Source organism: Streptomyces sp. NPDC001443 (assembly GCF_053597355.1).
This window is the reverse complement of the sequence record NZ_JBSFIA010000030.1, coordinates 1-22,369: the sequence shown is the minus strand read 5'-3', so window position 1 is coordinate 22,369 and position 22,369 is coordinate 1. Positions and strand designations below refer to the sequence as shown.

22 protein-coding genes and 1 pseudogene are annotated in these 22,369 nt (G+C 71.2%); 19 read left to right on the top strand and 4 right to left on the bottom strand.

Annotated elements, in window-relative coordinates; genetic code table 11:
• From ACWC24_RS27490 to ACWC24_RS27435, 12 genes are all read left to right on the top strand, one after another.
• Positions 1 to 1,185 (top strand): SfnB family sulfur acquisition oxidoreductase, encoded by a 1,185-nt coding sequence (locus ACWC24_RS27490; protein ID WP_450665559.1) that lies wholly within the window; start codon positions 1 to 3, stop codon positions 1,183 to 1,185.
• Between the two features lie 27 nt (positions 1,186 to 1,212).
• Positions 1,213 to 2,352, top strand: coding sequence for an LLM class flavin-dependent oxidoreductase (locus ACWC24_RS27485; RefSeq protein WP_450665558.1), 1,140 nt, complete (start codon positions 1,213 to 1,215; stop codon positions 2,350 to 2,352).
• Between the two features lie 99 nt (positions 2,353 to 2,451).
• Positions 2,452 to 3,456, top strand: a complete 1,005-nt coding sequence (locus tag ACWC24_RS27480; protein WP_450665557.1) for an amino acid ABC transporter permease — start codon at positions 2,452 to 2,454, stop codon at positions 3,454 to 3,456.
• Entirely contained in the window at positions 3,453 to 4,268 is an 816-nt protein-coding gene (locus ACWC24_RS27475; RefSeq protein ID WP_450665556.1) for an amino acid ABC transporter ATP-binding protein, read from the top strand. Before ACWC24_RS27480 ends, ACWC24_RS27475 begins: the two co-directional genes overlap by 4 nt.
• A 118-nt stretch (positions 4,269 to 4,386) precedes the next feature.
• On the top strand, positions 4,387 to 5,193 hold the full coding sequence (locus tag ACWC24_RS27470) for a GNAT family N-acetyltransferase (RefSeq protein ID WP_450665555.1): 807 nt from the start codon (positions 4,387 to 4,389) through the stop codon (positions 5,191 to 5,193).
• Positions 5,190 to 5,279, top strand: a complete 90-nt coding sequence (locus tag ACWC24_RS27465) for a putative leader peptide (protein WP_450665554.1) — start codon at positions 5,190 to 5,192, stop codon at positions 5,277 to 5,279. Before ACWC24_RS27470 ends, ACWC24_RS27465 begins: the two co-directional genes overlap by 4 nt.
• Positions 5,280 to 5,352: 73 nt before the next feature.
• Positions 5,353 to 6,564, top strand: coding sequence for an LLM class flavin-dependent oxidoreductase (locus ACWC24_RS27460; protein WP_450665553.1), 1,212 nt, complete (start codon positions 5,353 to 5,355; stop codon positions 6,562 to 6,564).
• 19 nt (positions 6,565 to 6,583) lie between these two features.
• On the top strand, positions 6,584 to 7,957 hold the full coding sequence (locus ACWC24_RS27455) for an NtaA/DmoA family FMN-dependent monooxygenase (RefSeq protein WP_450665552.1): 1,374 nt from the start codon (positions 6,584 to 6,586) through the stop codon (positions 7,955 to 7,957).
• On the top strand, positions 7,954 to 9,045 hold the full coding sequence (locus ACWC24_RS27450) for an LLM class flavin-dependent oxidoreductase (RefSeq protein ID WP_450665551.1): 1,092 nt from the start codon (positions 7,954 to 7,956) through the stop codon (positions 9,043 to 9,045). Before ACWC24_RS27455 ends, ACWC24_RS27450 begins: the two co-directional genes overlap by 4 nt.
• A gap of 14 nt (positions 9,046 to 9,059) precedes the next feature.
• Positions 9,060 to 10,187, top strand: coding sequence for an LLM class flavin-dependent oxidoreductase (locus ACWC24_RS27445; protein WP_450665550.1), 1,128 nt, complete (start codon positions 9,060 to 9,062; stop codon positions 10,185 to 10,187).
• A gap of 170 nt (positions 10,188 to 10,357) precedes the next feature.
• Entirely contained in the window at positions 10,358 to 11,542 is a 1,185-nt protein-coding gene (locus ACWC24_RS27440; RefSeq protein ID WP_450665549.1) for an acyl-CoA dehydrogenase family protein, read from the top strand.
• 49 nt (positions 11,543 to 11,591) lie between these two features.
• Positions 11,592 to 12,110, top strand: a complete 519-nt coding sequence (locus ACWC24_RS27435) for a GNAT family N-acetyltransferase (protein ID WP_450665548.1) — start codon at positions 11,592 to 11,594, stop codon at positions 12,108 to 12,110.
• A 31-nt stretch (positions 12,111 to 12,141) separates the two neighbouring features.
• Here ACWC24_RS27435 and ACWC24_RS27430 read toward each other — a convergent pair whose 3' ends face one another.
• On the bottom strand, positions 12,142 to 12,486 hold the full coding sequence (locus ACWC24_RS27430; RefSeq protein WP_450665547.1) for an NIPSNAP family protein: 345 nt from the start codon (positions 12,484 to 12,486) through the stop codon (positions 12,142 to 12,144).
• A 61-nt stretch (positions 12,487 to 12,547) separates the two neighbouring features.
• Complete coding sequence (locus ACWC24_RS27425) at positions 12,548 to 13,462, bottom strand: LysR family transcriptional regulator (protein ID WP_450665546.1); 915 nt, start codon at positions 13,460 to 13,462, stop codon at positions 12,548 to 12,550.
• A gap of 106 nt (positions 13,463 to 13,568) precedes the next feature.
• Here ACWC24_RS27425 and ACWC24_RS27420 point away from each other — a divergent pair, with 106 nt between their 5' ends.
• Positions 13,569 to 14,414 carry an oxidoreductase gene (locus tag ACWC24_RS27420; RefSeq protein WP_450665545.1) on the top strand — a complete coding sequence of 282 codons (846 nt, stop codon included), beginning with the start codon at positions 13,569 to 13,571 and terminating at the stop codon, positions 14,412 to 14,414.
• 70 nt (positions 14,415 to 14,484) lie between these two features.
• Here ACWC24_RS27420 and ACWC24_RS27415 read toward each other — a convergent pair whose 3' ends face one another.
• Positions 14,485 to 15,423 (bottom strand): ADP-ribosylglycohydrolase family protein, encoded by a 939-nt coding sequence (locus tag ACWC24_RS27415; protein ID WP_450665544.1) that lies wholly within the window; start codon positions 15,421 to 15,423, stop codon positions 14,485 to 14,487.
• Between the two features lie 134 nt (positions 15,424 to 15,557).
• Here ACWC24_RS27415 and ACWC24_RS27410 point away from each other — a divergent pair, with 134 nt between their 5' ends.
• Positions 15,558 to 16,688, top strand: coding sequence for an SGNH/GDSL hydrolase family protein (locus tag ACWC24_RS27410; RefSeq protein ID WP_450665543.1), 1,131 nt, complete (start codon positions 15,558 to 15,560; stop codon positions 16,686 to 16,688).
• Positions 16,689 to 16,745: 57 nt separating this feature from the next.
• Entirely contained in the window at positions 16,746 to 18,149 is a 1,404-nt protein-coding gene (locus ACWC24_RS27405) for a hypothetical protein (protein WP_450665542.1), read from the top strand.
• On the opposite strand, the gene ACWC24_RS27400 is transcribed toward ACWC24_RS27405, so the two are convergent.
• The gene (locus ACWC24_RS27400) at positions 18,146 to 18,574 is read right to left on the bottom strand and encodes a VOC family protein (protein WP_450665541.1); all 429 of its coding nucleotides are present in this window, start codon (positions 18,572 to 18,574) and stop codon (positions 18,146 to 18,148) included. The two genes, ACWC24_RS27405 and ACWC24_RS27400, sit on opposite strands and share 4 nt — an antisense overlap.
• Before the next feature lie 246 nt (positions 18,575 to 18,820).
• Here ACWC24_RS27400 and ACWC24_RS27395 point away from each other — a divergent pair, with 246 nt between their 5' ends.
• From ACWC24_RS27395 to ACWC24_RS27380, 4 genes and pseudogenes are all read left to right on the top strand, one after another.
• On the top strand, positions 18,821 to 19,675 hold the full coding sequence (locus ACWC24_RS27395; protein ID WP_450665540.1) for a carbon-nitrogen hydrolase family protein: 855 nt from the start codon (positions 18,821 to 18,823) through the stop codon (positions 19,673 to 19,675).
• Between the two features lie 118 nt (positions 19,676 to 19,793).
• A complete protein-coding gene (locus ACWC24_RS27390; RefSeq protein ID WP_450665539.1) occupies positions 19,794 to 20,453 on the top strand; it encodes an MSMEG_1061 family FMN-dependent PPOX-type flavoprotein in 660 nt (219 codons plus the stop codon).
• A 252-nt stretch (positions 20,454 to 20,705) separates the two neighbouring features.
• Positions 20,706 to 22,253 (top strand): carboxylesterase/lipase family protein, encoded by a 1,548-nt coding sequence (locus ACWC24_RS27385; RefSeq protein ID WP_450665538.1) that lies wholly within the window; start codon positions 20,706 to 20,708, stop codon positions 22,251 to 22,253.
• A gap of 37 nt (positions 22,254 to 22,290) precedes the next feature.
• A pseudogene (locus ACWC24_RS27380) lies at positions 22,291 to 22,369 on the top strand (adenylosuccinate synthetase); the annotation flags it as partial.

The following is a 22,369-nucleotide window of genomic DNA, read 5'->3' as shown; positions in this document are numbered from 1 at the left end:
ATGACCGCCCACGTCATCGCCGACGACGCCGAAGCGCTCGCCGTCGCCGCGGCCCTGGCCGACGAGTTCCGTGCCGGGGCCGCCGACCGCGACCGCGAACGCAGACTCCCTACGGCCGAGTTGGCGCGGCTGTCGGCCTCCGGCCTGCTCGCCGTGACCGTACCCGCGGAACACGGCGGCGCCGACGTCAGCGCCCTGACGCTCGCGGAGATCTTCCGGCTGCTCGGCTCGGCCGACGGCAGCCTCGCCCAGATCCCGCAGAATCACTTCGTGTACGCCAACGTCATCCACCGGCAGGGCAGCGAGGAGCAGCAGAAGTTCTTCTTCGCCGAACTGCTCGCCGGGCGGCGGTTCGGCAACGCCCAGTCCGAGGCGGGCACCCGGCACGTCCAGGACCTGCGCACCCGCCTCAGGCCCCGGCCCGACGGCTCCTACCTGCTCACCGGGGTCAAGCACTACTGCACCGGTGCTCTCTTCGCCGACTGGATTCCCGTTCTCGCCCTGGCCGAGGACGACCGTCCGCATGTCGCCTACGTCCCCCGGGACGCCGACGGGCTCACGGTGATCGACGACTGGGACGGCATGGGGCAGCGGACGACCGCGAGCGGGACGGTCCGCCTGGACGGCGTCGCGGTGCCGGCCGACCGGGTGCTGCCGCATCACCTGACCTTCCAGGGACCTCAACTGCACGGAGCGACAGCACAGTTGCTGCACGCCGCCATCGACGTGGGGATCGCCCGGGGCGCCCTGGCCGAGGCGGTGGAGTTCGTGCGGACGAAGAGTCGGCCCTGGTTCGAGAGCGGGCTCGACACCGCCGCCGAGGACCCGCTGCTGATCCAGCGGTTCGGTGAACTCGCCCTGCTGGAAAGGGCCGCGCAGGCGCTCCTGCGCGAAGCGGCCCGCGCGGTCGACACCGCCCGCGGACACCTCACCGACGAGTCGGCCGCCGAGGCGTCCGTCGCCGTCGCTGCCGCCAAGGTGAGCGCGGCCGAGGCCGCGGTGACCGTCGCCGACGCGCTCTTCGAGGTGTCCGGCACCCGATCGGCCCTCAACGAACTGAACCTGCACCGGCATTGGCGGGACGCCCGCACCCACACCCTGCACGACCCGACCCGCTGGAAGATCCAGCACATCGGCCGGTACGTGCTCAACGGCACCCTGCCGCCCCGTCACGGCCTGCTCTGACGGACCCACGCGATCGGAGTACCCCTCGTGTCCCTCACCTTCCACTGGTTCCTGCCCACCAACGGAGACAGCCGCCACGTCGTCGGCGGTGGCCACGGCACCCCGGCCACCGCCTCGGGCCGGGACCGGCCGCCCACGGTCGCCTATCTGAGCCAGATCGCCCGGGCGGCCGAACACCTCGGCTTCGTGGGGGCGCTCACCCCCACCGGCGCCTGGTGCGAGGACGCCTGGCTGACCACCGCGATGGTCAGCCAGAACACCGAGCGGCTGAAATTCCTGGTGGCCTTCCGGCCCGGCTTCGTCTCGCCCACGCTCGCCGCGCAGATGGCGACCACGTTCCAGCGGCAGACCGGCGGACGGCTCCTGCTGAACGTGGTGACCGGCGGCGAGAGCCACGAGCAGCGCGCCTACGGGGACTTCCTCGACAAGGACGCCCGCTATCGCCGTACCGGTGAATTCCTCCAGGTCGTAAGGGCGTTGTGGGCGGGAGAGACGGTCGATCTGCGAGGTGAGCACATCCAGGTCGAGGCCGCGAGGCTGGCGCGGGTACCGGATCCCGTTCCCGAGGTGTACTTCGGGGGATCCTCACCGGTCGCCGGTGAGGTCGCGGCCCGGCACGTCGACGCGTATCTCACCTGGGGCGAGCCGCCGGCCCAGGTCGCGCAGAAGATCGCGTGGATCCGGGGCCTGGCGGCGAGGGCCGGGAGGACCCTGCGGTTCGGGATCCGGCTGCATGTGATCACCCGGGACACCTCCGAGGAGGCATGGGCCGAGGCACGGCGGCTGCTCGAGGGGTTCGACCCGCACACGGTGCGGTCTGTGCAGGAGGGGCTCGCGCGGAGCGAGTCCGAGGGGCAGCGACGCATGCTGGCCCTGCACGCGGGCCGGCGCGACGCGCTGGAGATCCACCCCAACCTGTGGGCGGGGATCGGGCTGGTGCGGGGCGGCGCGGGCACGGCCCTGGTCGGCTCACACGAGGAGGTCGCCGAGCGGATCAAGGAGTATGCGGCGCTGGGAATCGAGGAGTTCGTGCTGTCCGGGTACCCGCACCTGGAGGAGGCGTACTGGTTCGGGGAAGGGGTGCTGCCCCGGCTGGCGGGGGAGGGGCTGTGGCGCCATCCCGCCGCCGCACCGACTGTCCAGGACGCGCTGGTGCCGTTCGCATGACGAGCGCGGGACGTTCCAGGCCGTTCCCCGACGCAGGACGCGCTCTCGCCTGCTGGTCAGTCGCATCGACATTCTTGTCCGAATCCGCTGGAGCCCACCATGAGTGAATCTCCGGGTATCGCTGTGTCCGCCGGAACAGCACCGCCCGCCGAGGCGATCCCTCGCCCCGCCGTCCCTGTCGAACCGAAGCCCCTCGCGGCGCAGCGGGTCCTTCCGCTCAGGCGTCCCGGCCGCTGGATCACCACGGCCGTCCTGCTCGTGCTGGCCGCCCAGATCACCCACGGGCTGGTGACCAACCCGTTCTACCAGTGGGACCGCTTCCGCTACTGGTTCCTGCGCCCGACCGTCCTCGACGGGCTCGTCATCACCCTCGAAGTGACCGCCCTCAGCGCGGCGTTGGGGCTGCTCGGCGGGATCCTGATCGCGCTCGGGCGTCTCTCCGGCAACCCGGTGCTGCGCGCCGCGACCTGGCTCTACACCTGGCTGTTCCGGTCCGTACCGCTGATCGTCCTGCTGGTCTTCCTCTACAACTTCAGCGCCCTGTACAAGACGCTGAGCCTCGGGGTGCCCTTCGGGCCCGCCTTCTTCACCTTCGACGAGTCGAAGCTCGCCACCGACATGGCCGTCGCGGTCGTCGGACTCAGCCTCAACGAGGCGGCGTACGCGTCCGAAGTCGTACGCGGCGGCATCCTCTCCGTCGACCAGGGGCAGCACGAGGCGGCCGCCGCGCTCGGTCTGCCCAAGGGCTACCAGTTCACCCGGATCGTCTTCCCGCAGGCCCTGAGGTCCATCATCCCGAACTACGTCAACCAGCTGATCGGCCTGATCAAGGCCACCTCGCTGGTGTTCTACGTGTCGCTGCTCGACCTGTTCGGCTCGGTGCAGATGATGGGCAGCACCTACCCCGGCGACATCGTGCCGCTGCTGCTGGTCGCCACCGTCTGGTACCTGATCCTCACCAGTGCCGTGTCCGTCGCCCAGTTCTACGTCGAGCGGTACTTCGCCCGGGGCGCCACCCGCACCCTGCCGCCGACCCCGTTGCAGAAACTCCGCGCCGGCCTCGGAGAGTTGCGGGCCCGTGCGCGCAGGGAGGCCGCCGTATGAGCAACCGGACCGTGCGGACCGCCGAGTTCGCCGAGATCCCGACGACCGGGGCGCCCGCCGCCGTCGAGGTGCACGACGTGCACAAGTGGTACGGCGCCCACCGGGTGCTGGACGGCGTCGACCTGACCGTACGGCCCGGCGAGGTCACCGTCATCCTCGGCCCGTCCGGCTCCGGCAAGTCCACGCTGCTGCGGGTCATCAACCACCTGGAGAAGCCCGAGATCGGCTACGTCAGCATCAACGGCGAGCTGATCGGCGTGAAGCGGCAGGGGGAGAGGCTGAAGGAGCTGAGCGAGCGGGCGATCCTGGCGCAACGCAGCCGTATCGGCTTCGTCTTCCAGAACTTCAACCTCTTCCCGCACCTCACCGCGCTGGACAACGTGGCCGCCGCCCCGGTCGCGACCGGGCAGCTCGGCAAACCCGAGGCTCAGGAGCTGGCCCGGGAACTGCTCGGCCGGGTGGGCCTGGCCGACAGAGCCGAGGCTCATCCACGGCAGTTGTCCGGCGGACAGCAGCAGCGGGTGGCCATCGCGCGCGCCCTGGCCCTGCGGCCCGGCGTGATCCTCTTCGACGAACCCACCTCCGCCCTCGACCCCGAGCTCGTCGGCGAAGTCCTCTCCGTGATCAAGGACTTGGCGACCAGCGGCACCACCCTCGTCATCGTCACGCACGAGATCGGCTTCGCCCGCGAGGTCGCCGACCGGGTCGTGTTCATCGACGACGGCCGGATCCTCGAGCAGGGCCCGCCGTCCGAGGTCCTCGACCACCCGAAGCACGAGCGGACCAGGGACTTCCTCAGCAGAGTCCTCTGACCTCCGCCCCTCGCTCGACAACTCCTCACCACCGGCTGCCCGTCGGGCCGCGCCGTGCCACGGCCCGGTCCCGACCGCGCCTCCGTAGCGCTCCAGACAAGGGAGACCCCGCACCGCCATGTCCACCAGCGTCCACCACGCCCCGACCCCGCCATCGTCCCCGAGCCCGAAGCAACCGCACGTCCTGGACAACGCCGCCTGGGCCGCGCTGACCGGTCCGCACGCCCATCTCGCCGAGCGCGTCGGCCGGGCCGCCCGCTATCCCACGGACGTCTCCCCGTTCACCGCCCTGGAGGACCCCGCCGACCCCCGGGCCTGGGACGACCTGGCCGCGCTGGTGGGTCCCGGCGCCGTCACCGCGGTCACCGCGGTCCGAACCGTGCCCGAGGGATGGGCGATCGAGGACAGCGGTGCGGGCGTCCAACTGGTCGACACCGCTCTCTCGGCCGAACCCGCACCCGAAGCGGTACGGCTCGGGCCCGCCGACGTGCCCGAGATCCTCGGCCTGATCGCCCTCACCCAGCCGGGCCCCTTCCTGACCCGCACCGTCGAACTGGGCACCTACCTCGGCATCCGGGACCGCGGACGGCTCATCGCCCTGGCCGGCGAACGCCTCCGCCCGCCGGGCTGGACCGAGATCAGCGCCGTGTGCACCCACCCGGACCACCGGGGCCGGGGCCTGGCCACCCGGCTGGTCCGCGCGGTCGCGGCGGGGATCAGGGAACGCGGCGACACCCCCTTCCTGCACGCCGCGGCGAGCAACACCCGAGCGATCCGGCTCTACGAGTCCATCGGCTTCACCCTGCGCCGCCGTACCCGGTTCACGCTGGTCCGCACACCGGACGCACAGCCGGAAAGGGAGGGCCGGGACGGTCCGCGGGGCCGGGACGAACGCGCGGCCGGACACCAGGAAGAGAAGGCATGAATCCCGCCCCGCCCCGCCGCCTGCACCTGTACTCCCGGCCGCACATCGACCTGCTGCGCACGGCCGGCGCGCTCTGTCGCTCCTGACCGTTGTCCTCGCGGCCGCCCCCACCCACCGGGCCGGCTCCCTCGTACAGCTGATCAGGAAGGCACCGATCCCGTGTCCTCGTCACCCTCCCCGCTGCACCTCGCCGTCGCCCTCGACGGCGCCGGCTGGCACCCGGCCGCCTGGCGCGAGCCCGTCGCCCGGCCCCACGAACTGCTCACCGCCGCCTACTGGACCGACCTCGTCACCGAGGCCGAGCGCGGACTGCTCGACCTCGTGACCATCGAGGACGCGCTCGGCCTCCAGTCCTCGTCCGCCACCGAACCCGACGACCGCACCGACCAGGTCCGCGGACGCCTGGACGCCGTCCTCATCGCCGCGCGGGTCGCCCCGCTGACCCGCCACATCGGTGTGGTGCCGACGGTGGTGGCCACCCACACGGAGCCGTTCCACATCTCCAAGGCGATCGCCACCCTCGACTACGTGAGCGGCGGCCGTGCCGGTCTGCGCGTCCAGGTCACGGCGCGCCGCAACGAGGCCGCGCACTTCGGACGCCGTACGTTCCCGCCGTTCCGGATCGAGGACTACGGCACACCCGCCGTGCAGGACGTCGTGGCGGAAGTCTTCGACGAGGCGGCCGACCACGTCGACGTCATACGCAGACTGTGGGACAGCTGGGAGGACGACGCGGAGATCCGGGACGCCGCCACCGGCCGCTTCGTCGACCGGGACAAGCTGCACCACATCGACTTCGAGGGCCGCTTCTTCAGCGTCAAGGGCCCCTCGATCACACCCCGCCCGCCCCAGGGCCAGCCGATCGTCAGCGCCCTGGCCCACGCGACCGTCCCCTACCGGCTGGTGGCCAGGGCCGCCGACATCGGCTACGTCACCCCGCACGACACGGACCAGGCCCGCGCCGTCGTCGAGGAGATCCGCGCCGAGCAGACGGCGGCCGGCCGCGCCGACGACACACTGCACGTCTTCGGCGACCTGGTGGTCTTCCTCGACGACGACCCCGCCACGGCCGCGGCCCGCCGGGAGCGCCTGGACGCCCTCGCCGGACACCCGTACACCAGCGACGCCCGCATCTTCACCGGCACCCCCGCCCAACTCGCCGATCTGCTTCTGGACTTGCAGTCGGCCGGGCTGAGCGGCTTCCGGCTGCGGCCCGCCGTCGCCGGCCACGACCTCCCGGCGATCACCCGGGGCCTGGTTCCCGAACTACAGCGCCGGGACGCCTTCCGCCGCGCCTACGAGGCCGACACCCTGCGCGGGCTGCTGGGGCTCGCCCGCCCCGCCAACCGCTATGCCGCCGCGAACGCCTGAGCCGGAGGGACCGTACGACATGAGCAAGCCCCTGAAGCAGATCCACCTGGCCGCCCACTTCCCCGGCGTCAACAACACCACGGTGTGGAGCGACCCCGAGGCCGGCAGCCACATCGAGTTCAGCTCCTTCGCGCACTTCGCGCGGACCGCCGAGCGCGCCAAGTTCGACTTCCTGTTCCTCGCGGAGGGACTGAGGCTGCGCGAACAGGGCGGGAAGATCTACGACTTGGACGTGGTCGGCCGTCCCGACACCTTCACGGTCCTCGCCGCGCTCGCCGCCGTCACCGAGCACCTCGGGCTGACCGGCACCATCAACTCCACCTTCAACGAGCCCTACGAGGTGGCCCGCCAGTTCGCCAGCCTCGACCACCTCTCCGGCGGCCGGGCCGCCTGGAACGTGGTCACCTCCTGGGACGCCTTCACCGGCGAGAACTTCCGGCGCGGCGGCTTCCTGCCGCAGCAGGAGCGCTACTCCCGGGCCAAGGAGTTCCTGGCCACGGCGAACGAGTTGTTCGACTCCTGGCGCGGTGACGAGATCGTCGCCGACCGGGCCACCGGAGACTTCCTGCGTGACGCCAAGGCCGGAGCCTTCGAGCACCGGGGCCACCACTTCGACATCCACGGCCAGTTCAATGTGCCGCGCTCTCCGCAGGGGCGCCCGGTGATCTTCCAGGCCGGCGACTCCGAAGAGGGACGGGAGTTCGCCGCCGCCGGTGCCGACGCCATCTTCAGCCGGTACAGCACCCTCGACGCGGGCCGAGACTTCTACACCGACGTCAAGTCCCGCCTGGCCAAGTACGGCCGCAGGACCGATCAGTTGCTGATCCTCCCGGCAGCGACCTTCGTGCTGGGCGACAGCGACGCCGAGGCCGAGGAGCTGGCCAAGGAGGTACGCCGCAGTCAGGTCAGCGGTGCCACGGCCATCAAGCACCTCGAGTTCGTGTGGAACCGGGACCTGTCCTCGTACGACCCGGACGGGCCGCTGCCCGACATCGATCCGGACGTCGGCGACCACCACATCTCCCAGGGACGCGCCCAGGTCCGCATGTACCGCGACCCGCTGGCCACCGCCCGCGAGTGGCGCGAACTCGCCGCGGCCAACCGGTGGTCCATCCGCGACCTGGTCATCGAGACCGGCAACCGACAGGCCTTCATCGGCTCACCGGCCACCGTCGCGAAGACCATCAACGACTTCGTCCAGGCCGACGCCAGTGACGGCTTCATCCTCGTCCCGCACCTCACTCCGGGCGGTCTCGACCCCTTCGCCGACAAGGTGGTCCCGCTCCTGCAGGAACAGGGCGTCTTCCGCGCCGAGTACGAGGGCCCGACCCTGCGCGACCACCTCGGCCTGGACCACCCCGACGAGGTGCGTGACGAGCGGGTGGCATCGTGAAGTTCCTCGCCGTCACCCTGATCGTGCACGCCCCGCACCCGGTGACGGGAGTGCGCAGGTCCACCCAGGACCGCTTCCGCGAGGTGCTCGACAACGCGCTGCTCGCCGAGGAACTCGGCTTCGACGGCTTCGGCGTGGGGGAGCGGCACGAGCGGCCCTTCATCTCCTCCTCGCCGCCGGTCGTCCTCAGCCACATCGCCGCCCTCACCTCCCGGATCCGGCTGTTCACGGCCGTCACCACGCTCAGTCTCCTCGACCCGGTGCGGGCGTACGAGGACTACGCGACCCTGGACCATCTCTCCGGCGGACGCCTGGAGCTGATCATCGGCAAGGGCAACGGGAGCGCCCAGCGGGACCTGTTCCAGGTCACCCCCGAGGACCAGTGGGATCGCAACGCCGAGGGCTACGAGGTGTTCCGCAAGCTCTGGCGCCAGGACAAGGTGACCGCCGGGACCCGCTTCCGTCCGCAACTCGAGGACGCGGAGGTGTGGCCCCGGCCCCTGCAACAGCCGATCCGGGTCTGGCACGGCAGCGCGACCAGCAAGGAATCGGTCGATCTGGCCGCCCGCTACGGCGACCCGCTGTTCTCCGCCAACGTCACCAACCCCATAGAGCCCTACGCAGAGTTGATCCGTCACTACCGGGAGCGCTGGGACCACTACGGCCACGACCCGGCCGCCATCGCGGTGGGCGCGGGGACCGCGGGCCTCTACGCGGCCCGCACCTCCCAGGAAGCGATCGCCGCCTACCGGCCCGTGTTCGAGGGAAACCTGGCGTTCCAGAAACGGCTGGGTCTCGAACCGGTCTTCGCGACCCTGGAGGACTTCGTGGAGCACAGCTCCGCGTTGATCGGCAGCCCCCAGCAGATCGCCGAGAAGGTGCACCGCTACCACGAGCGGTTCGGGCACACCGTACTGCATCTGCAAGCAGACGCAGGAGGACTGACGGACCGTCAACACCGGGACTCCCTGGCCCTCTTCCAGTCGGACATCGCGCCGGTGCTGCGCCGCGAGATCCCCGATCCACCGTTCCCCTGGGGCCCGGTCCTCGCGCCACCCGCACCCGGTCCCGTACCCGCCGACCACTGAGGAGCCCTCCGCACATGTCCGACATCCCCCTCGGCGTCCTGGACCTGATCCCGATCTCGACCGGCTCCAGTGCCGGCGAAGCGCTGCACAACTCCATCGACCTGGCCCGGCAGGCCGAGCGCCTCGGCTACACCCGGTACTGGGTCGCCGAACACCACCTCAACCCGGGCGTGGCCGGCACCTCGCCCGCCGTCGTGCTCGCGCTGACCGCCTCCGCGACCTCGACCATCCGGCTCGGCTCCGGCGCCGCCCAACTGGGCCACCGCACCGCCCTGTCCACGGTGGAGGAGTTCGGCCTGATCGACGCCCTGCACCCCGGGCGCCTCGACCTGGGCCTCGGCCGCTCCGGCGGACGCCCGCCCGGCGGAACCGCCACCCCGCCGCCGACCGCCACCGGGGTCGTCGACGGGTACGCCCCCAACGGCCTGCGCATACCGCCCCGCTTCTCGTTCGAGCACCTGCTCGGCTCACCGCGCGTGGCACTCCAGCGCAAGCTGCTCCACCTGCCGAACGCCGAGTCGCAGGACTACGGCGAGCAGATCGACGACATCCTGGCGCTGCTGGCGGGCACGTACCGCTCCGCCGAAGGGGTGGAGGCCCATGTCGTGCCGGGGGAGGGCGCCGACGTCGAGATCTGGATCCTGGGCAGCAGCGGAGGCGAGAGCGCCGCGGTCGCGGGCCGCAACGGTCTGCGGTTCGCGGCGAACTACCACGTCAGTCCGGCCACGGTGCTCGAGGCGACGGAGGGCTACCGCGCCGCGTTCGAGCCCTCCGACGTCCTGGACAAGCCGTACGTCAGTGTGTCCGCGGACGTCGTGGTCGCCGAGGACGACGAGACCGCGCGCGAACTCGCCACGGGGTACGGCCTGTGGGTGCGCAGCATCCGTACGGCCGAAGGCGCGATCCGGTTCCCCACACCGGACGAGGCCCGTGCCCACACGTGGTCCGACGCGGACCGGGCACTGGTGCAGGACCGCCTCGACACCCAGTTCGTCGGCTCCCCGGGCCGGGTCGCCGACCAACTGGCCCAGCTCCAGGAGGCCACCGGCGCGGACGAACTGCTGATCACCACGATCACCCACGGCCACGCGGACCGGGTGCGGTCCTACGAACTCCTGGCCGAGGAGTGGCGCAAGCGGTGAGGGGCGGAAGGCGAGGCACTGGGACGAAGTCGGCCGGGCCAGGGTGTTGCGGCCGGGTCGGCTTCCTTCCACGGATGCATCAACCGCACTGTACCGAGGCGGCGTTGACAGCCGTCGGGATCGGCGCGACGGTGAGGGGTCTGCCGTGACCCGAGACCGGAGGTCGCCCCGTGGCCGGTTCGTCAGCACCTCGCTCGGACACCGACCTCGTCGCACGCGTACGCGACCTCCAGCCGCTCATCCGCTCGCACGCCCTGCGTGCGGAGCAGCGACGCCGGGTGACGGCCGAGGTCGTCGAGGCGCTCACCGGTGCGGGGATGTTCCGCATGAACGTCCCCCGCCACCACGGCGGTTACCAGTCCTCACTGCGCACTCAGGTCGACGCGCTGAGCGAGGTCTCCGCCGCGTGCGGGTCGGCCGGGTTCATGGCGTTGATCCAGGCCGGGTGTGCCTTCATCGCGGCCCTGTTCCCCGACGAGGCACAGGACGAGATCTTCACCGTCCCCGACGTGCGGGTCGGTGGCACGCTCATCCCGAGCTCGAAAGCCGTTGCCGTGGACGGCGGTTACGTGGTCAGCGGGAACTCCCCCTTCGCGACCGGATGCCAGGACGCCGACTGGCATCTGCTGACCGCGCTGGCCGACACCGGACAGGGTCCGCCGGAGATGCTGTGGCTGGCGATCCCCATGACCGACCTGAAGGTGCTGGACGACTGGAACGTCTCGGGTCTGGCCGGGAGCGGCAGCAACACCGTCGTCGCCCAGGACGTCCACGTACCCGCCCATCGGGTGCTGCCGGTGGGGCCGTTGCTGGCGGGCGAGTTCGCGTCCCGGCGCAACAGCGCCGACTCCTTCTACCGGATGCCGGTGCTGCTGCTGTTCTGCGCCTGGTCGGCCGCGAACGCCCTCGGCCTGGCCCGGGCGGCTCTGACGGAGTTCGGCGAGCGCATCCACCAGCGGGGCATCACGTACACCGTCTACGAGCGCCAGCACGACGCCCCGCTGACGCATCTCCAGTTCGCCGAGGCCGCGATGAAGATCTCGGCCGCGGAACTGCTCACCGCCGACTTCGTGGGGCTGGTCGACTCCAGGGTGGCCGACCCGGCGCCGTACACGACGCAGGAGCGGGCCCGGATCAGGGCGCAGTGCGGGTATCTGGTGCGGTTGTGCAAGGAGGCCGCCGACCTGATCGGGTCCGCCTCCGGCGCCTCGTCCCTCCACCGCGAGATACCGATCCAGCGGATCGTGCGGGACCTGAACGCCCTGAGCCTGCACTCGTTCGTCAACCCGGCCGCCAACCTGGAGCTTTATGGCAGGGTGCTGTCGGGGCTCGACGCCGGGACGCCGTTCCTCTGAAGCGCGTCGTCCTCGCCCGTCCCAGGTGGAACGTAAGGACTCGACCACAGTGATCACCACAGAACGTCTCCGGCTGCGCCCGCTCACCGAAGCCGACACCGACTGGTGGGTGCAGCTCCACGCCGACGACGACGTGAACCGCTTCGTCGGCAGCTACACCCGGGAGCAGGCCGCGGCACGCCTGCACGACATACAGCAGCAGTGGGCTCGGCGCGGTCATGGACTGGCCGCCGTCGAACTGCGCAGTACCGGTGAAGTGATCGGGCGCAGTGGCCTCAACTGGTGGGAGCAGTTCGGCGAGACCGAGATCGGCTGGACCTTCGCCCGCGCCCACTGGGGCCGGGGCTATGCCACGGAAGCAGCCCAGGCGGTTCTTGGCTGGGGCTTCGGGCCGCTGGGGCTCAAGCAGATCACCGCCATGATCCATCCCGGCAACACGGCCTCTTCCGCCGTCGCCGGGCGCCTCGGATTCACCCCCCTGCGCGAGGACACGGTCCTCGGCCGCCCCTGCATCGTCCATGCCCTGACCCAGGAGGACTTCTCGTCCACGGCGAACTCGGTCCGGTAGCAGTCGAGCGGTGCCTGGTCGACGCAGACGGTCAGTGGGACAGCCGACCAGGCCCGACCGTGTCCTGGGACTCGACGTCGAGCGGTCGCAGGAAGCGGCGCTCGTACCGCTTGATGCAGCGGGTGCTCCGAGCCAGTTCGAATGCGTCCTGGCACTCCGGGTCGGTCATGCTGTCCTGGCGGTACTGCTCGTACGCGGCGAAACTGGGAAAGGAGAAGAGGGCGTAGGCGATGTCACTGTCGCCCTCACTCGGCAGGAAGTAGCCGTGGTGGGTCCCGCCGAACCGGTTGACGAGCCCGACCCAGCGGCGGCCGTACTCCTCGAAGTCCTCGAGCTTGTCGGCATCGATCTCGTACTTCAGGTGAATGGTGATCACACCCACATCATGCTGCATGCCGATCAGGGCTCGAAGGCGGCCGCCGCAGCCCGAACGCTGATCACGCGTTGCCGGCTCCCACCTTCTGCGCTGCGGCCAGGTAGGCCAGCACGGCGGGCCGCCCGTCGTCCCTGCGCGCGGCAACCGCCAGCCGGGAAGGGGAAATGCCGCGGACCGGTACGGCGATCACCTCGTCCCGGACGACCAACGAGGCGTTGCCGGCCGCCAGGAGTGCGATCCCCTGGCCGTTGGCGACCGCCTCGTGGGTCTCCTCGGCGCTGGCCACCACCCCGCCTATCCGTGGCGCGCGACCACCACGGGAGTCCAGGGCCAACCAGTAGTCCCGTAGCGGACCGGCCTCCGGGGGGAGAGCCAGGAACGGCTCGTCGAGGAGATCGGCGAAGTCCACCGCACCCTCGTGATCGGCTGCGGCCCGTGCCGCCAGGGGGTGCCCGTGCGGCAGCGCCACCACGCGTGGTTCCTGGACCACGACCGCGTACCGGTAGCGTTCGCCGTCCGGGAGCGGCAGCCAGACGAACGCCACATCGCTGGACCCGTCCGCCAGTCCGGCACTGGGGTCGGCCCAGTTGACCTGCCGCAGGACGGGCCGTACGTCCGGATGCAGGGAGACCAGCCGGGTGCGCAGGGCGGGCAGCAACCCGCGGCCCGGGCTGGTGGACATGCCGATGACCAAGGTGTGCCGTTCGGCGGCCTTGGCGTCCTCCACCGCCGCCTGGGCGGCCTGCCAGGCGGCCAGTAACTCGCGGGCGTGCGGTAGCAGGGCTTCCCCCGTAGCCGTCAGCCGCACCGCCCTGCGGTCCCGTTGGAACAGACCCGCGCCGAGCTGTTTCTCCAGCATCCGGATCTGCTTGCTGAGCGCGGGCTGGGAGACGAACAGCCGCTCGGCGGCCCGCGTGAAGTTCAGTTCCTCGGCGACCGTGACGAAGTAGCGCAGATCGCGTCCGTGGACGTCCATAACGCATGGCTATCACAGCAGATCTTGGACGTGGTCCCGGATTCCGGCGAAGGATGGGGGCTGTCGGCGGGGCGGTCCCGTACGGCAGTGATGGGGGAGACGAGAGATGACCGAGAACGGCAAGGTATGGCTGGTCACCGGCGCGAGCAGTGGGTTCGGGCGGGCCATCGCCGAAGCCGCGGTGGCGGCCGGTGATACGGTGATCGGTACCGCCCGGCGGCCGGAGGGCCTGGCGGACCTGGTCGCCGCGTACCCCGACCGGGTGGAGGCGATCGGTCTCGACGTCACGGACGGCGCGCGGATCGACGAGGCGGCCGCCGACGTCCTGGCTCGCTACGGCCGGGTCGACGTGCTGGTGAACAACGCCGGGCGCACGCAGGTCGGGGCATTCGAGGAGACCACCGACCAAGAGCTGCGCGACCTGTTCGAGGTGCACGTGTTCGGGCCGGCCCGGCTGACCCGGGCGCTGCTGCCGCAGATGCGGGAGCGAGGCAGCGGATCGATCGTCAACATCAGCAGTTTCGGAGGGCAGTTGTCCTTCGCCGGGTTCTCCGCGTACAGCGCGACCAAGGCGGCGCTGGAGCAACTGTCCGAGGGCCTGGCCGACGAGGTGGCGCCGTTCGGCGTCAAGGTGCTGATCGTGGAGCCCGGTGCATTCCGCACCAACCTGTTCGGCAAGGGCGCGGCCCACTTCTCCGAGGAGCACCCGGCGTACGCGGAGAAGGTCGGCGCGACCCGGAAGCTGGTGCAGGACGGCGACGGCGCGCAGCCCGGGGACCCGGCAAAGGCCGCCGCGGCGATCCTGCTGGCCCTGGACGCCGATAACACCCCGCTGCGGCTCGCCCTCGGCGGCGACGCGGTGGACTTCCTCGTCGGCCACCTGGATTCGGTACGAGCCGAACTCGCCGCGTGGGAGACGGTCTCCCGGGGGACCGGGTTCGACACGCAGTGACGCGCTCGCGCGGTGCGAAGCAGAGGCATGAACCGGAGTGCGGTGGTGCCGCTGTGGAGCAGGACCCGGTTCAGCCTCCGAGGCGGTGCGCGAGGTGGAGCAGATCCGCCAGGCGCAGCACCCGTCCGTCGAAGCCCGGGAGGGGGACATGGAGCGGCCGGGTCCAGCGGGCGGGGATGGCGTCCAGCCCGTAGTACGCCCCTGCGAGACCGCCGGTCACCGCGGCGACGGTGTCCGTGTCCCCGCCGAGGTCGATCGCCGCGCGCAGGGCGTCCTCGAAGCTGTCGGTGGTGCGCAGCGCCCAGACGGCGGAGCCCAGACAGGGCCAGACGGCACCGTTGAACTCGGTGGCCCGGTCGGGATGCCAGTCGGGTGCGAGGACGACGGCGTACCGGTCGCGGTGGTCGGGGTGGACGAGGGTCAGGACGCCCGGGATCGCGGCGAGGGGATCGGCGCCGGCGAGGGTGAGACGGACGAGTTCGTGGAAGATCGCGGTGCCTTCCCAGGCCGCGCGGTCACCATGGGTCAGGGCGGCGATGCTGCGGGCCGCGTCCATGGTGGCTTCCCGTCCGGCCGCGGCGAAGTGGACCGCGGAGGTCGACGCCCGCATCAACGAGCCGTTTCCCGCCGCTCGTTGGTTGACCTGGAAGTGGATCGCGGCGGCGCGGTCCCAGGGCATCCCGTTGGTCAGCACGTCCTCGGTCTGCAGGCCGATGTCCTTCGGCTCCGACGCTGCCCACCGCTGGAAGCGGGCGAAGATGTCCGGCAGATCCAGCCCGTCCCGTTCCAGCAGCGACTCTGCGACCAGGACGGCCATCTGTGTGTCGTCAGTGACCTCGCCGGGGTCCCAGCCGCCGCCTCCGCACATCTCGCCACCGGCACCAGGAGCGGGAAACCGCGCGGAGAACACTCCCTCCGGGCCGAACTCGAAGGGGCCGCCCAAGGCGTCTCCCACCGCTGAGCCGACTACCGCGCCGACGACCCGTTGCATCCGCTGCACCCGCTCCATTCGCGCAGGCTATCCGTGCCGCGCCGACGGCAGCGCGGACCCGTTGCGCCCCACGCACACGACGCATCACCGAGGGTGGCTAATTGGATACTTTGTGCAGTATTCCTTTCATTGGATCTCGCGAGGAGTGGTGCATGGTCAAGACCAGGACAGCCAGGTCGGCGGCCCGCGGGCGAGGGTCGGTCGTGCGGGCGTTGTCGGGCATCGCTGCGGGTGCGCTGGCCGTGCTGCCGGTCGCGACCGGTGTTCCGGCCCACGCGTCGGCGGCACCGGCTCCGGCTCCGGTGCAGTGGGCCGTGCTCGGTGACTCGTACACGGCAGGCGTTTTCGTCGGTGATCCCAGCCCGCCGCTGGGCGACGCGGGCCGCGACGGCTGCGACCGCACGACGGGCTCGTATCCGAACCTCGTCGAGCGGGGGCTCGCCGCCAGTCCACCGGCGGGCCGGAAGGTGCGGCGCACCGACGTCAGCTGCGGCAACGCCACCGTTCTGGAGGTCGCCTCGGCGCGGCAGACTCCCGTCAGCCCGGTGCGGCCTCCCGAGGACGGCTGGCCAGGCCTGGCCCCGCAGGCGGACCGCGCCGCGCTGAGCGCGAGCACCGACGTGGTCACGATCGGCGTCGGAGGCAACAGCCTGCCCATCGGCAAGCTGTTCACCTCCTGCCTGCTCGCGGGGATCGGCAGGCCGGACGAGGCCACGCCCTGCCGGGACGCCTACGAGGCCGACGGCCTGTTCCTCGACCGCGAATCGATCTACGACAAGTACGACCGGCTCACCCGGGAGTACGCCACCATGCTGCGGAACGTGCACCGGAAGGCACCCGACGCAAAGATCATCACGGTCGGTTACCCCACGATCTTTCCCGAAGACCCCAGCGGCTGTGACCGCGAGGACACCACGGAACTGGCCGTCCGCCTCAAGGACGTGGGACTGCTCTCGGTCACCCGGGGGGACGTCGCCTGGCTGCACGAAGTGACCACCCACCTCAACGCCGTCATCCGGGCCGTCACCGAGCTGAGCGGCGACGAGTACGTCGACACCGCCACCTCCAGCAAGGGCCACGACGTGTGCCGGCCGCAGGGGGAGAAGTGGGTGGAAGGCATCTGCGGACAGGCGGGCTCGTACTGGCCCGACCACCTGGACTTCGGCCCGCTCTCGCTGGAGTGCTCCGACGGGAAGAAGGCCACGTTCGTGCACCCCGACGCAGCCGGGCATGCCGCCATCGCCGCACAGGTCGAAGCCGCCGTCCGCAGGACGCTGAGCTGACCATGGCCGACGGCGTGGTCGCCAGGCATGTCAGTGGCTGCTTCTACGCTTCCGGCCGTGAATACAGATGATCTTTCGTGGCAGGCCGGCAACTACGGCGGTATCCCTCCCCGGAAAGTGGAACTCCTGCTGGAGCACGGTCACCTGGACCTGGTGATCCGGGCGGCGCAGGAGCGCGGCGAGTGGTTCTGCGCGGAGCGCGCGGCGCAGGAGCTGTGCCGGTCGGGCGAGTTCGCACGGGCGCTGGAGGTGATGGAGCCGTTCGTCGCGACCGGATGGCGGAAAGCCCTGTGGGCGAAGGCGGACGTCCTGCTGCGGGCGGACCGCACGGATGAGGCCGTGGATCTGCTCGGCCCGGACGAGGAGGGCCGCGCCTCACCGCACGTGTGCGCCGACACGGCCAGGCTGCTCGCCGGGGCAGGGTGCGTGGACGAGGCCGTCGACCTGCTCGTGCCGCACATCGGTGAGGTGTGGATCCGGTCGGTCCTGGTGGAGATCACCGAAGGCCGGGGTCGTGACGAGCGGGTGCTGGAACTGATCGCCCCACACGTCGAAGCCGCGCGGCGGGCCCGCGAGGAGGGCCGATGGGATCACACCTGCTCCGACATGCCGGAGCTCCGGGCCCGGGTGCTGGAGCGCGGGGGGCGCGTCGACGAGGCGATGCGGATCCTCGGCGAGGACACAGCCGGGTACCGCTGCCGCGACCAGGGCACTCTCATCGCCTACGCCGAACTGCTGGCACGCCACGGCCGGCTCGACGAGCTGCGCGAGCTGGCCACCGGGCGGGACGCGCACACCGTCCTGCCCAAGTACGCGAGCAGCCTCCGAGACCACGGCCGGGCCCAGGAAGCCGAGAAGGTGATGCGTGAGGCCCTCGCCGCCGACGACCGGCTGGGGTACCGGGCCTGGCTCGCCTCGGTCTTGCTGCGGGACGGTCGGCTGGACGACGCGATCGCCGTCGCCGAGCCCGGCTTCAGCCGGTACGACTGTTCCAACCTCCTGGCCCCCCTGGCCACCGAGCTTCTCGACCGGCCCGAGGAACTGCTCCACCTCCTGGATCATCCGCTCACCGTGCCCCACCACGGCCACGAAGAGTTCCAGCACTGGTGGCGGGCCTTCGCTCTCGCCGGTCTCGGCCGCGTCGAGGAAGCGATCGCCGTGGTCGAGGCCCACCCGGATCCGTGGACCGACCCCCGCATCGTCAGGGCCGGCCTCCTCGGCGTCGCCGGCCGCCTCGCTGCCGCCGCCGCTGAATTGCGGGACCACGGCACGGTCGAGGCACGTGAGGAATTGTTCGACGTTCTGGTCCGGCAGGGGCAGGCGGCCGAAGCCATGGCCGTCCACCCCACAGTGGCCGAGCAGCGGGCCGCCCGACAGCGAGCCGCAGAACAGCGAGCGGCCGAAGCCGAGACCGGACCCCGGACCGGGCCGGCTCTCGAGCACGGTCCGGGCGCGCCCTAGGGACGGACGTAAGGTCGGGTCATGACCTCCATGTTGTGGCCGTCGGGGTCGGCGAAGTAGGCGCCGCGGCCACCGAACAGGCGGTTGATCTGCCCGGGTCCGGTGTGGTTGGGATGGGCGTAGTAGGTCACCCCGACCGCCTCCAGGCGGGCGATCACGGCGTCGAACCGCTCGTCCGGTACGAGAAAGGCGTAGTGCTGCGACTGGATCGGCTCGTCCCGCTTCTCGTAGTAGTCGAGCGTCACGCCGTTGCCGAGGTCGACGGGCAGGAACGGACCGAACGGGGCGCCGACCTCCAGGCCCAGCATCACGGCGATGAACTCGGCGGACAGGTGCCGGTCGCTCGCGTAGACGGCAGTGTGGTTCAGCTGGACGCCGGTCGTCGTCGGTGCGGGTTCCTGCGGGTACGACTGGTCATGGGACATCAGTGGTGGGTCTCCGGTCCTGGGACTCGTCTGAAGGGGGCGCCGTACGCGGGCGCCGGGAGCAAAGACGCGGAGAAGGGTGGCGGGGCTCTTGCCCGCCTCGTGCTCACGCCGAGGCCGGGAACCTCACTCGTGCGTGGCCCATGGCCGACCCGGCAGTCACCCGGCCAAATCTAGTGACCGTCGCAGGCCCGAGGCAACACCGGTGTGAGGCCCGCCCGGCGCGCCCGGGTAGTTTGGTGCGCCATGGACGATCTTCATGCCCTGCCCGTCGCCCCGCTCACCGTCGCGGCCGGTCAGGCGGCCTGTGCCGCGCTGGACGTGGCCGCCAACGTCGCCGCTGCCGCGGACCTGGTCCGGCGCGCCGCCGACCGGGGCGCCGAGCTGCTCGTCCTGCCGGAGCTCTTCCTCACCGGCTACGAACTGCCGGGCATCGTGGCCGACCCCGCGACCTGCACGCTGAGCCCTGCGGACGCCCGGCTGGACCCGTTGGCCATCGCCTGCGCCGAGACCCGCACCGCCGTGGTGGCCGGGGCACCCACCCACGACTCCGGGACCGGCGAACTGCGCATCTCCGCCGTGGTCCTGGGCCGTGACGGCCGCTTCGCCGCTCAGTACGACAAGCAGCACGTCACCCCGAGCGAGCGCGCCGCAGGCTTCGGGGCGGGCACTCGTGGTTGCACCGTCACCCTGGACGGCTGGCAGCTCGGACTCGGCATCTGCTGGGACTCCGGCTATCCCGAGCACGCCCGGGCCGCCGCCCTCGACGGCTGTCACGCGTACCTGGTCGGAGCGATGTTCGGCCGGGGAGGCGGTGAGCGCCAGCGCGCGACGGTGTTCCCCGCACGGGCCCTGGACAACACCAGCTATGTGCTGCTCGCCAATCACAGCGGGCCCAGCGGCCCTTACCCCGGTTGCGGCGGCAGCGCGATATGGAACCCGGACGGCACACTGCTCGCCGACGCCGGCACCGCCGAACCCGGTCTGGCCACCGCCGGTCTGCGACCTGACGTCCTGGCGCGGGCCCGGGCGGAGGAGCCCGTACTGGTCGACCCCTCGCTCACGGCCCCGGCTTGCCCCCGCGGTGGCGCCGCCGTATGAGACAGGCACGGTGACCCGACATCAGGTGGGTGCGTCTTACGCCTCGTGATCGCTCGGGGCGACTGCCCCTGCCCACCGGCCGAGTTCAATCGAGGGGTCGGCGCATTAGGGTCGGGGTATGACGTCACCTCTTGTAGACAGTGCCTTTGACTCGCTCCGCCTCGACGCCGTCTCCGACCAGGACGCCCTGCGCCGGGTCTACGAGCTTCCCGGCGACGCGGCCGTGCGCAAGCAGATGACTGAACTCACCGCACAGACCCGTCGGTTGATCGAGTGCTCGTCGCTGGTCCTGGTCGCCAGCGCGGACGCCGAGGGCAACTGTGACGTCTCCCCGCGCGGCGGGCCGGCCGGCTTCGTCGCCGTCCTCGACCCGCGGACGCTGGCGATACCGGACGCGACCGGCAACAAGCGTCTGGACACCCTCCAGAACGTCATCGCCACCGGGCGGGCCGGGCTGCTGTTCCTCATCCCCGGGCGCACCACGACGCTCAGGGTGAACGGCCGGGCCTGCGTCTCCACCCGCCCGGAACTGCTGTCGCAGCTGACCGCCGTGGGCAAGCCGCCGGCCAGTGCCTTGGTGCTGGGGATCGAGGAGGTCTACCCGCACTGTCCCAAGTCGCTCCTGCGCAGTGGTGCCTGGAAGCCGGAGCAGTGGCTGCCGGCGCACGCCCAGCCGACCTCGGCCGAGGTGACGCTGGCCCAGCTGCGCAGACCGGAGCTCACGATCGCCGACATCGAACAGGCGGAGGCGGATTCGCTGAAGTACCGGTACGAGTGACGGGGCGACCGGGACGATCGCCGAGTCCTCGGACCGGCACCTCCGGGTCCGTGCCGCCGGTCGGATACCGGGAAGCCCGTGGACCTGCCCGCAGTAGCCCGATGGGAGGCTGACGGCCGCTCCGCATGGTTACGCTGCGTACGTGAATGAATCCGTGAGGTAATCATGGTCGTGCTCGGTCGTTCTGGCCCGGGCCGCCACGGGACGGGCCGGCGTGCCCGTCTGCGTGCCGTTCTCCGGCCTGGGAGTCGCGTGTCCGAGCAGAACACCGTCGAAGTCGAGACCGCCCACGGCAAGATCTCAGGCCTGGAGCAGGGCGGCATCGCCCGTTTCCTGGGTATCCCCTACGCGGCGGCGCCCCTCGGCGACCTGCTGTTCGACGCCCCGCAGCCACCCGAGCCCTGGGCCGGGGTGCGCACCGCTCACACCTACGGCCCCACCGCTCCCAAGCCGCCGCTCGCCGGCCGGCTCGGTGAGATCGTCGCCGACCCGGACCACGAGGGCGACGAGTGGCTGAACCTCAACGTGTGGACCCCCGACCCCCAGGCCTCGGGACTGCCGGTGCTGGTGTGGATCCACGGTGGCGGCTTCACCACCGGATCGTCGGCCGTGCCGACCTACGACGGCGAGACCTTCGCCCGTGACGGTCTGGTGTGCGTGAGCTTCAACTACCGGCTCGGCGTGTACGGCTTCGGCTACCTGCCGGACGCGCCGGCGCCTGCCAACCGCGGCCTGCTCGACCAGGTCGCGGCGCTGCGATGGGTGCGCGAGAACATCGCGCGCTTCGGCGGCGACCCGGACAACGTCACCGTCGCCGGAGAGTCCGCCGGCGCGATGAGCGTGCTCGCGCTCCTCTTCCGTGACGACGGACTGTTCCACCGGGGCATCGTCCAGAGCGGCAACGGTCACATCGGTCAGACACCCGCCGACGCGACCAAGGTCCTCACGGCCGTCGCCGACGAACTCGGCATCGCCCCCACCCTGGAGGCCCTCACCGACGTCGACACCGAGGAGCTGATCAAGGCGCAGGCCACGGTCAGTTCCGACATCAGCCAGAAGCCGGACACCGCGAAGTACGGCGCGAGCACGATGGCCTCCTGCGGGCTGTCCTTCATGCCCGTCGTGGACGGCACCACACTGCCCAAGCGCCCCGTCGACGCGATCGCCGACGGTGTGGGCGACGGCATCCCGCTGCTGATGGGCACCACGACCGAAGAGTTCCGCCTCTTCATCGTCTCCACCGTCCTGGTCGCCTGGAACCTTCCCGCCCTGTACAACGGTCACCTGACTGCCTACAGCGTCCCCACGGGCTCCTGGGACGAGTACAAGAAGGGCGACACGGACACCTACCCCCGCGACGGATCCTCGGGCGTGGCCAGCGCGCTGTTCACCGACCGGATGTTCCGCATCCCGACCTACCGTGTCGCCGAGACACGCAGTGTGCGGTCCGCCGCCACCCACCTCTACGAGCTCGGCTGGCGCTCCCCGGTGACGCCCAACAACATCGGGATCAAGCTGGGCGCCTGCCACAGCGTGGACCTGCCGTACGGCTGGGACACCACGGAACTGGCGGAGAGCAAGAAGTTCACCGGCCCCGACCCGTCGAAGCCGCTGGCCCAGGTCCTGCACAAGGCGTGGGCGGACTTCGCCAAGACCGGCGCGGTCTCCTGGGCGGCCTACGACACCGACAAGCGCCCCGTGATGATGTACGCCCACAACAACACCGCGACCCACCAGGTCGTGGAGGATCCGCGCAAGAGCGAGCGCGTCTGGTGGGACGGCCACCCCGCCACCGGCTGACCTGTTCCTGTCGGTACGCGTACGCCGCCCCGCCGGGACCAAGCTCGACGTCCTCACCGGCTGGGAGGAGATCCCGGTCTGCGTCGCGTACGAGATCGACGGCAAGCGCGTCGAGG